Origin of the sequence: Enterobacter sp. E12 (genome assembly GCF_014596715.2) — a bacterium.
Taxonomy (GTDB): Bacteria; Pseudomonadota; Gammaproteobacteria; order Enterobacterales; family Enterobacteriaceae; genus Enterobacter; species Enterobacter bugandensis.
This window is the reverse complement of record NZ_CP115601.1, coordinates 2,147,024-2,159,619: the sequence shown is the minus strand read 5'-3', so window position 1 is coordinate 2,159,619 and position 12,596 is coordinate 2,147,024. Positions and strand designations below refer to the sequence as shown.

Sequence of the window (12,596 nt, the reverse complement as noted above, 5' to 3'; positions counted from 1 at the left end):
GAGCAAGGAAGGTTTAATGAAAGACGTCTCACACCGTGACTCGTTCGCGTTCAGCGCCCGCGTACTGGGCGCGCTGTTTTACTTCGCGCCTGACAGCGAGCAGACAGCCCCGCTGGTGCAGGCACTTACCGCTGGCGAATGGATAGAGGACTGGCCCCTGCCGCCGGAAACGCTGCTGCCCGTTGCCGAAACCTTTGCCTCATCTTCCGTTGAGCCGCTGACGGATGCCTGGCAACGGCTGTTTATTGGTCCTTATGCCCTGCCCGCTCCGCCGTGGGGTTCCGTCTGGCTGGACCGTGAATCCGTGCTGTTTGGCGATTCGACCCTCGCGCTGCGCCAGTGGATGCGGGAAAACAATATCGCGTTTCAGATGCAGCAAAATGAACCGGAAGATCATTTCGGCACCCTGCTGCTGCTGGCGGCATGGCTGGCCGAGAATGGCCGCGAGTCGGAGTGCGATCGGCTTCTGGCGTGGCATCTGCTGCCGTGGAGCACCCGCTTTCTGTCGGTGTTTGTCGACAACGCCGGGCATCCGTTCTATATCGCGCTCGGCAGGCTTGCGCAGCTGACGCTGGCGGACTGGCGATCGGCGTTGGTTGTTCCGGTTGCGGAAAAGACGCTGTACCGCTAAGGGATATGGCTTGCTCGCGGGTGGCGAGCAAGCCTTTAACCAGGGTTTGGTTGTGCATCACCACCTGATTCACTCACACTCTCTTTGCTTTGAATGAACCGGAGTGCCAAATAGAGATCTGGCGCCAGAATCATGTCATCATCATTCATTGTTGGCCGACTTTCTTTAAACCAACGTGTTAATTCCGTTTTCCTGCCCGCAAGGATTAAGATAATCTGTCGGGCTTTCAGGTCACGCTTTAACTCATTAATGGTTGCCAGGACACTGATATCTGAATAGGTGAAGCAAGCCACGGCATCAATAACCACCCATTTAGGTTGTAATGCTGCACCATCAACCAGGTTCAATACCCGACGCTTAAAATAAGCCACATTAAAATAGGTCAACGGTGAGTTAAATCGATACATCAGCACGCCCGGGACCATTTTAATATCGGTTGTATTCCCTAATGAGTGGATCATTCCATTTTCGTCAGTCCCCAGTAAGTGCTCAGAGGGACGAAATACCGTACGCAGGAACTGTAACAGGCCAAGCAACACCGCAAGGCCGATCCCCTGGATTACACCGATGATTAAAACACAGCCAAACGTAAAGAAGGCCAGGCGAAATGCCTGTTTATTTCTTCGCCTCAGGTTCCATAACCCACGTAAATCAATTAATGACCACGATGCATACATTAGAACAATACCTAATGCAGATACCGGAATAAATTGTAATGGCTGCGTGAAAAATACCACCACTAAACCTATCAGTAAGGCTGCGACTATGGAAACCAGCTGACTTTTCCCCCCAACGGAATCATTAACCGCGGTCCGGGAATCGGCTCCACTGATGGCACATCCCTGAGATAGCCCAGACATAATGTTCGCAATACCCAGTGCCCGGAACTCTGCATCAGCATTAATTTCATAGCCATTTTTCGCGGCGAAACTGCGAGCGGTCAGCATCAGACTGACAAAACTCACTAAAGCCAGGTTAAGCGCCGGGATCACTAATTCTCGCATCGGACCGGGCTGGAACGCACCCCAGTTAACGACGGGTAAACCAGGCTGGAAGCCATCCCCCCCAATCGTGGCAATACCATACTGTTGCGCAGATGTTCCCCATACCAGTATCGTTGTTATCACAATGGCAATCAGAGGTGCTGGCCAGTTGCTGCGATACGTTTTGATAACCATTAAAATAATTAACGTTAAAAGTGATATCCCTATTGTTAATACATGGCTATCTAAAAGTCGGCCTGGCAAGGCCAGTATTTTCTCAATAACCTGCGCTTCATCGAGCTTGATCCCCAAAACCTTGCCTAATTGCCCGACAATAATCGTCACGGCTACGCCATTAAGCAACCCTGTAAGAATGGGATGAGACAGGAGATCGGCAAGTGCACCCAGATGGAATTTACTGGCAAGCAGGCACCACCCGCCCATCATCAACGTCATGACGATCGTCAGTTGCCAGTGCAGTTCAGGATTGCCTGCAGAAAGAGGAAACACGACGGCTGCAATCACGGCGCAGGTCGTTGCATCAGGGCCAACAATAAGCTGACGTGAAGAACCAAACAGTGCATAAGCTATCATCGGTAAAACGCAGGAATAGAGCCCCACTATTGCCCCAACACCCGCCAATTCAGCATAAGCAATAGCAACGGGTAGCGCTACAGCCGCGACGGATAATCCAGCTTTAACATCATGTTTTAGCCAGCTTTTATCGTAGGCTAATAAATTTTGTAACCCTGGCATGTACTTTAACAATAATTTTCCGAGCACTTTATTCTCCGGACAGGGATGATAGCCACGTAATATTGGCACACTTCTCAGTGAGGTTATGGTTTCCAAATGCTCCGGAGTCAGGTCGATGCCTCTCAGTTCTTAATAAAACGTCAGTCAACTCATTATTCTGACTACTGTTAAACATCATTTAAAAACTACCGCCCCATCATCTTTCCGGGGCGGCTCAAATTCGTCGCTATTGCGCGCTCATATCTATAAGCAACCCGCAATCAGAAACTGTACGTCACCTTCAGGCTTCCCGTTGGCGACGTTTTACGTTGCACTATCGGGCTATCACCCGCATCCCCCGTCAGCTGCGTTACGCCCGCGGAGGTGAGAACGCTCCAGCGCGAGGTGAGCCTGTAGGTCCAGTCAAGGTTCATCGACCAGGCGTAAATTCCCGCTCCGGCGTCATGTCGGGCAAACCCCGATGCGGCGGACTGGGCAGCATTAACCCCATGGTACGTTTGCATGTACTTGCCGGAACCCCAGCTGCCCGTCAGCCCCAGCGTCACCGCATTTTTCGACGATGTGTAGAGCGGGCTGGAAATGCCGAAATGCACCGCCTCACCGTTGTCTCTCTCAGAAACCGGGATCTCAGCCTGCAGCTGAAGATTGAGCCAGTCGGTCACCTTATACCCCAGCCCCGGCACCACGATAGCGGAACCTTTGATATCGCCCATCCCCCGCAGGTAGTCGCTGCCGGAGCTGATCGAATCACTGCTCACGTCTTTATCTTTACGGCCTGTTCGGTAGCTCACTGCGGCGTTGTAATCCAGGTTGCCAATGTTGTTTCCGTAACCGATACCCCGCGTGGTGCTGATAAAGAAACCATTTGCCATGGAATAATCTACTACCTGAGATGCCGAGACCCGGCTTTTATCCGAACCCGAGTAGCGTGGCGCGACGTCCACGCCTCCCCCCAGGGTTAAGACATTGCCCTGTTTCTGCTCTGCCGCCAGTACCGGGGTAGCCAGTAACGCCAGAATAACGCCCGGCACGATGTTTTTAAGTCTGCGGCTCGGAAGTAAATAGGGGAAAGAATGACGCAGTTCGATGTTACTCATTGAAGAAGTCCTTTGGATTCAAATGATTGCAATGCAAGCGGTTTACACGCCAGAGCACTCATTCTGAATACTCACCCTGAGGTTCTTATGAGCCGAAAATGAAGAAACGCTGAAGCGCGTGCGGGCGCTGTCAACCGGACGGATTTCCTGCTACCGTTTTTTTCTTAAGTTGTTCTTCATTCACTGTTGATACAGTTACCAATGTGAAAATCTTACTAATCGAAGACGACCTGGATCTCGGCAATGGCGTACGTATCGCCCTTTCAGATCAAGGATTTGATGTCATATGGGTTCGCCGTAAAGAGGATGCGCTGCATCAGCTTGAGGTCGGCGTGCCGGAACTTATTCTGCTCGACCTGGGGCTGCCCGACGGCGACGGCATGAGCCTGATGACGCGTTTGCGCCAGCAGCTTAAGGGGATCCCCGTCATTATCCTGACGGCGCGAGGCACCCTGCAGGATCGCCTGTGCGGGCTGGATGCTGGCGCAGACGACTATCTTGTCAAACCCTTCGTTCTCGCCGAACTGCTGGCGCGAGTCAGAGCCCTTGCGCGACGCAGCTACGGTTTTGAAAATGAAGCGATAGAAATCAGGAGCTTATCGCTTCATATCCCGACGCGTCGCGTAACGGTGAACGCGCGTCACGTTGAGTTGACGGCCAGTGAATATGCGCTGCTTGAAACGTTGATGCTGCGCGCTGACCGGGTGATCACGCGGCGGTTCCTGGAAGAGAGGATATTTGGCGCGAAGGAAAATCTCAGCAATGCGCTCGACGTGCATATGGGGAATTTGCGGCGAAAAATTGGTGACGGCTATGTACGAACGGTGCGGGGCGTCGGGTATGTCATTGATACCGTCGCTATCCAGAAGGTGACAGATTAATGCGAAATGTCTGGCACCAACTGAGGCGCCCAACGCTGGTACGGCGAATTATCATCGCCCAGATGCTGCTGCTTACCCTGCTGTGGTGTCTTTTTTTAACCTTTATTTTATTGGAAGACCTGCGTAGCCCTCCGATACTCACGGGAAGTAAGACTTACGAAACCATTTTTACTCTGGTTGATCTCAGTGACGAGCGCCCGCAGGCTCGTAATGATGTCCTGGAAGCATTCAGCAAAGCGTTGCGGGAAGGCTATGGCGGCGGTGAAGATCCGGAGCTGTCGATTAACCTAATCGTTCGCAAAAACAACGAGGTTATTTTCTCTTCTGATGGTGCACCTACGGGGGTAAAAAACACCAGACTGGGCGAAATGCAGCGCGTTCAGAGTGAAGGTCACGCCTGGACGAGCCGCACGCTTAAATCCCCCCACTCCAACGTGGAGGTAACCCTTTTCACCCCTGCCGGAAGCTGGAACTTCTTTATTTACCTGAACTCGCGGGGCTACTACATTATGCCGCTGCTGGTATGTATTCCTTTTCTTCTGTTTCCTGCGTGGCTGTCAATCCGCATTGCGATGCGCCCCTGGAGCAAGGTGGTTAATGAGATCTCATTACGTTCGCCTGACGATCTCTCCCCTTTAAAGGCTGTTCCCGGGCATAAGGAACTTCGCCAGATGGTGGACGCGATAAATGACTTTCTTGCCAGAGTGCGGGAAAGCGCTGAACGCGAACGGGTTTTCATTGCGGACGCCGCGCACGAGCTGCGCACGCCGCTGGCCGCGATGCGCATCAACGTGGAGGCGCTGCAGTCCTGGGTGAGCAGCGAGAGCCAGCGGCAGCTGCTTGCAGGGATTGTGCGCAGCAATAGCCGGGCGGCCCGTCTCGTCAACCAGCTGCTGCTGATGATGCACAGTGAAGCGCGCATTGACACCGCGATGGAGCCCGTGCCGCTAACCTCGCTTATACAAGAGCGGATGGCTGCGCTGGAGCCGCTAGCGTCCGGGCGCAAGATTGAGCTGGAATTCTTCGCTGAGGATGAAATCTGGATCGCTGGCGTCAGGGAGCGTCTGATGTCGCTTATAGACAATCTCATTGAAAACGCCGTGAAGTACAGTCCTGAGGGCGGGCGGATTCAGGTGGAGGTATGCTCAGCAGATACATCAGCCCAGCTACGCGTCTCCGATCGGGGGCCGGGTATCCCGGTTGAATTGCGCGAGCGCGTATTCGACCGGTTTTTCCGCGATCCCAATCAGCTGCAAAGCGGGAGCGGACTGGGGCTTGCCATTGTCAAAGCCGTTGCACAGCAGCACGGCAGCAGCGTAAACCTGAGTACTTCCGCAGAAGGTGGCCTCCTGGTGACGGTTGACTTCCCGAGCCGCACGTATAGCTAAACCGGAACAGGGTGTTTGATCGCAAATGCCGCAGATTGCTTCAAAAAAATTACCGTATTTGTTATATTGTTGTTTATTGCTTATTCACCTCTGCGGTGCCAAAAAGAACAAGATTCACCGCAACCCAGGAAAGAGAAATGTTAGATTACCGCTTCCCGACAGCTTTGCAGATGGTTCTCAGCGTAGCGATGGCGGAGCAACTAGGTGAACGTTCGACGAGTGCGATTCTGGCCTACGGCCTGGAAGCCAACCCGAGCTTTATCCGCAAATTGATGGTTCCACTCACGCGTGACGGCATTATCGTCTCAACGCTTGGCCGCAACGGCTCAATTCATCTTGGACGTCCGCCGGAAGAGATTACCCTGCGCGATATCTACCTTTCAGTCACCGAAGATAAAAAACTCTGGGCGTCGCGCCCGGACGTGCCGGCCCGCTGCGTGGTCAGCGCGAACGCCTGCTGGTACTTCAAATCTATTTCCGAAGAAGCAGAGCAGGCCTCGCTCGCGGTATTAGCGCGCCACACCGTGGCAAGCGCGCTGGACGAGGTCAAAAAAGCCGATACCAGCGGGTGCGATCCTTTACCTGAACTGATTGCCCAGTACAAAAAAGCCCAGTAATTTACGCAAAAAAAAACCGCCCTCATAGTGAGTGCGGTTTTTTGTTATCTGCGATATCCCTACGCAGGCAGAACCTCTCTTTCCACTTTGCCGCGCGTCACGAACTTACGCAGCGTCACGTAAAAGACCGGCGTCAGGAACAGACCAAACAGCGTCACGCCCAGCATCCCGGAGAAGACCGTAATCCCGGTGACGCCGCGCACTTCTGCGCCCGCGCCGTGGCCGAGGATCAGCGGAATGGTCCCGGCGATAAAGGCGATGGATGTCATCACAATCGGACGTAAACGCAGGCGGCACGCTTCCAGCGCTGCTTCCATGATGCCTTTCCCCTGAATTTCCAGCTCGCGGGCAAACTCCACGATAAGAATCGCGTTTTTACAGGCCAGCCCCATCAGCACCACCAGCCCCACCTGCACGAAGACGTTGTTATCGCCCCCGGTCAGCCAGACGCCAAACAGCGCGGAAAGCATGGTCATCGGAACGATGAGGATCACCGCCAGCGGCAGCGTCCAGCTTTCATACAGCGCCGCCAGCACCAGGAACGCCAGCAGTACCGCGACCGGGAAGACGATCAGCGCCGTATTGCCCTGCGTGGCCTGCTGGAAGCTCAGATCCGTCCATTCAATGTTCATTCCGTTCGGCAGGATCTGCTTAGACATCGCGTCCAGCTGCGTCATCGCCTGCGCGGACGAGAGTACGCGCGGGTCGGCATCGCCAATCAGATCCGCCGCCGGGTAGCCATTGTAGCGGATCACCGGATCCGGTCCGTAGGTGGTCGTGATTTTCACCATACTGCCAATTGGCACCATTTCGCCCTGGCTATTCCGGGTGCGTAAATTCGCAATATCTTCCACGCTGTCGCGGAACTGCCCGTCTGCCTGCGCCATCACGCGCCAGGTGCGCCCGAACTGGTTGAAGTCGTTCACGTACGACGAGCCCAGATAGGTTTGCAGCGTACCGAACAGATCGGTCAGCGACACGCCCTGCGCTTTCGCCTTATCGCGGTCAACCTGCACGTCCAGCTGCGGAACGTTAGCCTGATAGGTTGAGATCGGGAAGTGCATTCCCGGCGTCTGCATAATCGCACCGGACATGGTGTTCACCGCGTTTTGCAGCGCGCCATAGCCCAGACCTGCGCGATCCTGAATATACAGCGAGTAGCCTGACCCCTGACCCAGCCCCAGAATCGGCGGCGGCAGTATGGAGAAACCAAAGCCCTGCTGGATTTGCGCGATTTTCGCGTTGATCTCCGCGTTAATTTCCGCCGCAGAGTGCTTGCGCTGGTCAAACGGCTTCAGGCCAAAAAACACCGTCCCGGTATTCGGCGTGTTGGTAAACTGCAGCGCGTTCAGCCCCGGGAAAGCCACCGCGTAGTCCACGCCTTCGGTATTCATGCCGATTTCGCTCATTTTGCGGATCACCGCGTCGGTGCGCGCCAGCGACGAACCTTCCGGCATCTTCACGCCGCCAATCAGGTAGAGCTTATCCTGTGTCGGAATAAACCCGCCGGGTACCGCTTTAAACATGACGCCCGCGGCACACAGCAGCAGCAGATACACCACAAACACCGCGCCGCGTCGGCCAAGCGTTTTGCCCACCAGCCCCTGATAGCCGTTAGAGCTACGATGGAAAAAGCGGTTAAACGGACGGAAAATCCAGCCGAACAGGCGATCGATAAGCCGGGTCGGGAAGTCTTTCGGCGCGCCGTGCGGTTTTAACAGCAGCGCGGCCAGCGCCGGAGAGAGCGTTAGCGAGTTGATGGCGGAGATCACCGTGGAAATCGCTATCGTCACCGCAAACTGCTTGTAGAACTGACCGGTTACGCCGGAGAGGAACGCCATCGGCACGAACACCGCGCACAGCACCAGCGCAATTGCGATAATGGGCCCGGAAACTTCACGCATCGCCTGATGCGCCGCCGCAAGCGGCGCAAGCCCCTCTTCAATGTTTCGCTCGACGTTTTCCACCACCACGATGGCATCGTCCACCACGATACCAATCGCCAGCACCAGCCCGAATAAACTCAGGGTGTTAAGCGAAAAGCCCAGCAGATAGAGAATGCTGAACGTCCCCACCACCGACACCGGCACCGCGATCAGCGGAATGATCGACGCGCGCCAGGTTTGCAGGAACAGGATCACCACCAGTACAACCAGCACCACCGCTTCCAGCAGGGTTTGCACCACCGCACGGATGGAGTCGCGCACGAAAACTGTCGGATCGTAAGGTGCCGCCCACTTCATATCTTCCGGGAAACGGGTGGACAGCTCGTCCATTTTGGCGCGCACCGCGTTAGACAAATCAATGGCGTTTGCCCCCGGTGACTGGAAGATACCAATCCCGACCGCGTCTTTATTGTTAAGCTGGGAACGCAGCGCATAGCTTCCGGAACCCATCTCGATACGCGCCACGTCACGCAGGCGGACGACCGAACCGTCCTCCGACGTTTTCAGGACAATGTTGCCAAACTCTTCTTCGGTATGCAGACGCCCCTGGGCGTTAATGGAGATCAGGAAATCGCTCTCTTTCGGCAGCGGCTCGGCGCCAAGCTGCCCGGCGGAGACCTGCACGTTCTGCTCCTGCATTGCCGTGACCACGTCCGAGGCGGTCAGCCCGCGGGCCGCGACCTTGTTCGGATCCAGCCAGATGCGCATCGCGTATTCACCGGAGCCGAAAATCTGAATCTGGCCGACGCCGGGCAGACGCGCCAGCTCGTCCTTCACCTTCAGCGTGGCGTAGTTGCGCATGTACAGTGAATCGTACTTACCGCTGGGCGAGAACAGATGCACCACCAGCGTCAGCGTTGGCGACTGCTTCTGCGTCGTGATGCCCAGGCGCCGCACGTCTTCCGGCAGACGCGCCTCGGCCTGCGCTACGCGGTTTTGCACCTGCACCTGCGCCTGATCCGGATCGGTACCCGGACGGAACGTGACGGTAGTAACCAGCACGCCGTCCGAGCCGGCAACGGATTTCATGTACATCATGTTCTCGACGCCGTTGATCGCCTCTTCCAGCGGCGTCGCCACGGTCTCGGCAATCACTTTCGGGTTGGCGCCCGGATACTCCGCACGCACCTGTACGCTTGGCGGTACGACGTCAGGATATTCACTCACCGGCAGAAGCGGGATGGCGATTAATCCTGTGATAAAAATCAGAATCGACAGTACGGCAGCGAAAATCGGCCTGTCGATGAAAAAGCGGGAAAAGTCCATGGGAAGGATTCTCAGGTCAAGTGATCAGTTGAGGGCGGTGCTGGCGGTCATGGCGACGGTTTTCGCGTTCACCGGCATACCCGGCATGAACACTTTCTGTAGACCGTCAACGATGACCTTATCGCCAGGTTTCAGCCCCTGCTGCACGATGCGTAAACCGTCGGCCAGACGCCCCGGCGTAATATCGCGACGCTGCGCTTTGCCCTCTTTATCCACGATATAGACATACTTGCGATCCTGGTCAGTCAGTACCGCTTTGTCGTCAATAAGCATGGCCTGGAATTCCGCGCTGCCCGGCAGGCGCACGCGGGCAAAGAGTCCCGGCGTGAACTGACGCTGCGCGTTATCCAGCAGCGCGCGCATGCGGATCGTACCGGTACTCGGCGTGAGCTGATTATCAAGGAAATCCACTTTACCCTGATGGGGGTAGCCCTCCTCGCCGGCAAGGCCGATCTCAACCGGTAGCGCCGTATGGTGGCTGGACGCCCCCTGCCCGTTGCGGGCGAGATTTTGATAGTGAAGATAGGTTGACTCATCCACGTCAAAGTAGACGTAAACCGTCTTCTGCGAGACCAGGGTGGTGAGCACGCTGGCGCTGTCGCCCGCGGAGACCAGATTACCGCTGGTGATTAACGCCCGGCTGGCGCGGCCATCAATAGGAGCCGTCACTTTGGTGAAGTCGAGATTCAGCTGCGCGGCGTCTACCGCAGCCTGGGCCGCGCGAATATCGGCCTGTGCCTGAATGGCGGCCGAACGGCGCTGCTCCCACTCTTCACGGGATACCAGGTTGGTATTGATGAGTTTATCGGTACGGTTAGCCTCGCTTCGCGCCAGGCTGGCCTGCGTTTTGGCTCTCTCCAGCGTCGCCTGCGCCTGCTCCAGCGCGGCGCGATAGGTTCGGTCATCAATCGTGAACAGCACCTCGCCCTTTTTCACCTCCTGGCCGTCGGTGAAATTCACTTTGTCGATGTAGCCAGAGACACGGGGACGAAGCTGCACGCTTTCCACGGCTTCAATCCGGCCGTTAAAGCTATCCCACTGGCTAATGGATTTCACAACCACGTCTGCAGCATTAACGGCGGGCGCGGGCGGCGCGGCGTTTTGCGCGACGCTGTCATCACATCCGACGAGCAGCACGGAGAGCATCATCGCTCCCAGCGCATTCAGATGATAGTTTCCCCAGGTTTTTTGCAGGCTCATTATTTTTATTCCGGTAATTGTAGCCGCCGGGCAAGACGCAGCGGGAGGTGCCGCGCCACTTCCTTTGTCCGGGCTGGCTTAAGGCCATTTGTGTCGTTCATCGCCACAAAACTGTAACAGTTTCGAATACACTATCGCGGCGATTGTAGGAATGCGCCTAACTAAGTGCAAGAATAATTGTTGCACTTTATGTGCTATTTGAGGCGGCGATAAAAGGCCCGTTTCGGGCAAGGATTTAAATGCAACAATAAAACTTGCAATTATCGTGAAACCAGGCCACCTTAAAATGCAACAGACAAAGATACCTTTCTATCGCTGCGTGGGGGAAACCTGATGAACACTGGCGCATTTATGCATGATTTACTCGACTGGATTGATAACAACCTCGACAGTCGCCTGGACATTGAGACCGTCTCCAGGCGCTCCGGCTACTCGAAATGGCACCTCCAGCGCCTGTTTAAAGAGCACACGGGCTATCCCCTCGCCGGCTATATTCGCGCGCAAAAGCTGCAAAAATCGGTTGAGCGCTTAGCCCACAGCGATGAGCCCATCCTGAACGTGGCAATCGCGCTCGGGTTTGACTCTCAGCAGTCGTTCAACCGCAGCTTTAAGCGCCAATTCGGTCAGGCACCTGGCGCATGGCGACGCAGTATCGGCGGCCGTGAAACGCAGCCGATGCACCAGTAGCTCACTTTTTACTGCAACATCATCCCGAAGCTGTTATACTGTATATAAATACAGTATGAGAGGTGCGTGATGGCTGTTGAAATAAAATATGTTGTCGTAAGAAAAGGTGAAGAGAAAATGACATTTGCCAGTAAGAAAGAGGCTGACGCTCACGACAAGCTGCTCGATATGGCAGACGCGTTCACCGACTGGCTGTTGCAAAGCGGAATGCAGATGGATGAAACGCAGGCTGAAAATCTTGGTCTGTATCTCGCCGAGCAGAAAGAGACCGTGCAGCATATTCTGCGCACCAGCAAGCTCCCTGCTCTCGATGCCCCTGCGGCTGACAGTAAAAAAATCAGAGCGGTAAAAGCTGCCTGATTGCCACATCGTCACCGAGCCTGGCGCCGCAAGCAGCATGCTGCTTGCGGCTTTTTTATTAACGTCACGCGCCGGATTGCGGCAAGGCATCAATCATCTCTTGTAGTTCATTGTACAGTCTTGCCACATGGAAACCATCGCACACGGAATGATGAACCTGAACGGCAAGGGGCAATAATACTTTGCCATCTTGTTCATGGTATTTTCCAAGCGTAAACATAGGGGCAAAAAAGTTCTTCATGTGCGCAACGTTGACGTTAAAGCTGGTAAAACTCACCCAGGGAATACCCGATATGAAAAAGATATTTTCCCTGGATTCGTCCTTAGGCCAATAAGCAAGATTATTACCGTAGCGCGCAATGTCTTCAGCGTAGGTCTTCTGGAAGTGCTGAATATTGCCATCATAATGGCTCCATAATGATGAAAAGGTCTCTGTTTCATTATGAAAAATGGTATAGTTTGGATGAACTTCGTTCCATATAATAAGCTCATTGTCCTTCATGGCCATACGGAACTCCGGATGACTGTTGACGATTTTCGAAATGAGAAAAATAATAGTCGGGTAAAATTTCCAGCCGACCGCTTTGATATGTTTTAACAGCGCAGTAATATCGATTAAAACCGTCTGGTTAAACGTCGACTGAGCGAACCCCTGAAAAATCTCAAAATGTTCCTTCCTTGCCCAACGAGATAAGTCAACGGACGTATATTCAGGGGTTATTTTTTCCATTTCTAAGCCTTTAATGAGCAAGCATATCTCTGAGGTTAGCCTAAATTTTTTCCA

The 12,596-nt window shown here is 54.5% G+C and carries 11 protein-coding genes; 6 read left to right on the top strand and 5 right to left on the bottom strand.

Annotated elements, in window-relative coordinates; genetic code table 11:
* Positions 1-16: 16 nt before the first annotated feature.
* The gene (dmsD, locus tag IB212_RS10310; RefSeq protein ID WP_041910225.1) at positions 17-631 is read left to right on the top strand and encodes a Tat proofreading chaperone DmsD; all 615 of its coding nucleotides are present in this window, start codon (positions 17-19) and stop codon (positions 629-631) included.
* A gap of 35 nt (positions 632-666) precedes the next feature.
* Here the strand turns inward: dmsD and IB212_RS10305 are convergent, their stop codons facing one another.
* Entirely contained in the window at positions 667-2,397 is a 1,731-nt protein-coding gene (locus IB212_RS10305) for a SulP family inorganic anion transporter (RefSeq protein WP_041910226.1), read from the bottom strand.
* A 233-nt stretch (positions 2,398-2,630) separates the two neighbouring features.
* Entirely contained in the window at positions 2,631-3,467 is an 837-nt protein-coding gene (locus IB212_RS10300) for a MipA/OmpV family protein (RefSeq protein WP_188245650.1), read from the bottom strand.
* A gap of 203 nt (positions 3,468-3,670) precedes the next feature.
* Here IB212_RS10300 and IB212_RS10295 point away from each other — a divergent pair, with 203 nt between their 5' ends.
* From IB212_RS10295 to IB212_RS10285, 3 genes are all read left to right on the top strand, one after another.
* Positions 3,671-4,348 (top strand): response regulator, encoded by a 678-nt coding sequence (locus IB212_RS10295; protein WP_028012995.1) that lies wholly within the window; start codon positions 3,671-3,673, stop codon positions 4,346-4,348.
* A complete protein-coding gene (locus IB212_RS10290) occupies positions 4,348-5,736 on the top strand; it encodes a HAMP domain-containing sensor histidine kinase (protein WP_188245651.1) in 1,389 nt (462 codons plus the stop codon). Before IB212_RS10295 ends, IB212_RS10290 begins: the two co-directional genes overlap by 1 nt.
* Positions 5,737-5,873: 137 nt before the next feature.
* Complete coding sequence (locus IB212_RS10285; protein WP_028012993.1) at positions 5,874-6,353, top strand: Rrf2 family transcriptional regulator; 480 nt, start codon at positions 5,874-5,876, stop codon at positions 6,351-6,353.
* A gap of 59 nt (positions 6,354-6,412) precedes the next feature.
* On the opposite strand, the gene oqxB is transcribed toward IB212_RS10285, so the two are convergent.
* Both oqxB and IB212_RS10275 read right to left on the bottom strand, forming a co-directional pair.
* Positions 6,413-9,565 carry a multidrug efflux RND transporter permease subunit OqxB gene (oqxB, locus tag IB212_RS10280; protein WP_041910228.1) on the bottom strand — a complete coding sequence of 1,051 codons (3,153 nt, stop codon included), beginning with the start codon at positions 9,563-9,565 and terminating at the stop codon, positions 6,413-6,415.
* A gap of 24 nt (positions 9,566-9,589) precedes the next feature.
* Complete coding sequence (locus IB212_RS10275; RefSeq protein ID WP_028012991.1) at positions 9,590-10,765, bottom strand: efflux RND transporter periplasmic adaptor subunit; 1,176 nt, start codon at positions 10,763-10,765, stop codon at positions 9,590-9,592.
* Between the two features lie 333 nt (positions 10,766-11,098).
* Here IB212_RS10275 and IB212_RS10270 point away from each other — a divergent pair, with 333 nt between their 5' ends.
* Both IB212_RS10270 and IB212_RS10265 read left to right on the top strand, forming a co-directional pair.
* Entirely contained in the window at positions 11,099-11,452 is a 354-nt protein-coding gene (locus IB212_RS10270) for a helix-turn-helix domain-containing protein (RefSeq protein ID WP_028012990.1), read from the top strand.
* A gap of 69 nt (positions 11,453-11,521) precedes the next feature.
* The gene (locus tag IB212_RS10265; protein ID WP_028012989.1) at positions 11,522-11,812 is read left to right on the top strand and encodes a YebG family protein; all 291 of its coding nucleotides are present in this window, start codon (positions 11,522-11,524) and stop codon (positions 11,810-11,812) included.
* A gap of 64 nt (positions 11,813-11,876) precedes the next feature.
* Here the strand turns inward: IB212_RS10265 and catA are convergent, their stop codons facing one another.
* Complete coding sequence (gene catA, locus IB212_RS10260) at positions 11,877-12,542, bottom strand: type A chloramphenicol O-acetyltransferase (protein WP_041910230.1); 666 nt, start codon at positions 12,540-12,542, stop codon at positions 11,877-11,879.
* Between the last annotated feature and the right edge of the window lie 54 nt (positions 12,543-12,596).

Coding starts and splice junctions, on each gene's coding strand:
- dmsD (WP_041910225.1), top strand. CDS start 17: ATGAAAGACGTCTCACACCGTGACTCGTTCGCGTTCAGCGCCCGCGTA.
- IB212_RS10300 (WP_188245650.1), bottom strand. CDS start 3,467: ATGAGTAACATCGAACTGCGTCATTCTTTCCCCTATTTACTTCCGAGC.
- IB212_RS10290 (WP_188245651.1), top strand. CDS start 4,348: ATGCGAAATGTCTGGCACCAACTGAGGCGCCCAACGCTGGTACGGCGA.
- IB212_RS10285 (WP_028012993.1), top strand. CDS start 5,874: ATGTTAGATTACCGCTTCCCGACAGCTTTGCAGATGGTTCTCAGCGTA.
- oqxB (WP_041910228.1), bottom strand. CDS start 9,565: ATGGACTTTTCCCGCTTTTTCATCGACAGGCCGATTTTCGCTGCCGTA.
- IB212_RS10275 (WP_028012991.1), bottom strand. CDS start 10,765: ATGAGCCTGCAAAAAACCTGGGGAAACTATCATCTGAATGCGCTGGGA.
- IB212_RS10270 (WP_028012990.1), top strand. CDS start 11,099: ATGAACACTGGCGCATTTATGCATGATTTACTCGACTGGATTGATAAC.
- IB212_RS10265 (WP_028012989.1), top strand. CDS start 11,522: ATGGCTGTTGAAATAAAATATGTTGTCGTAAGAAAAGGTGAAGAGAAA.
- catA (WP_041910230.1), bottom strand. CDS start 12,542: ATGGAAAAAATAACCCCTGAATATACGTCCGTTGACTTATCTCGTTGG.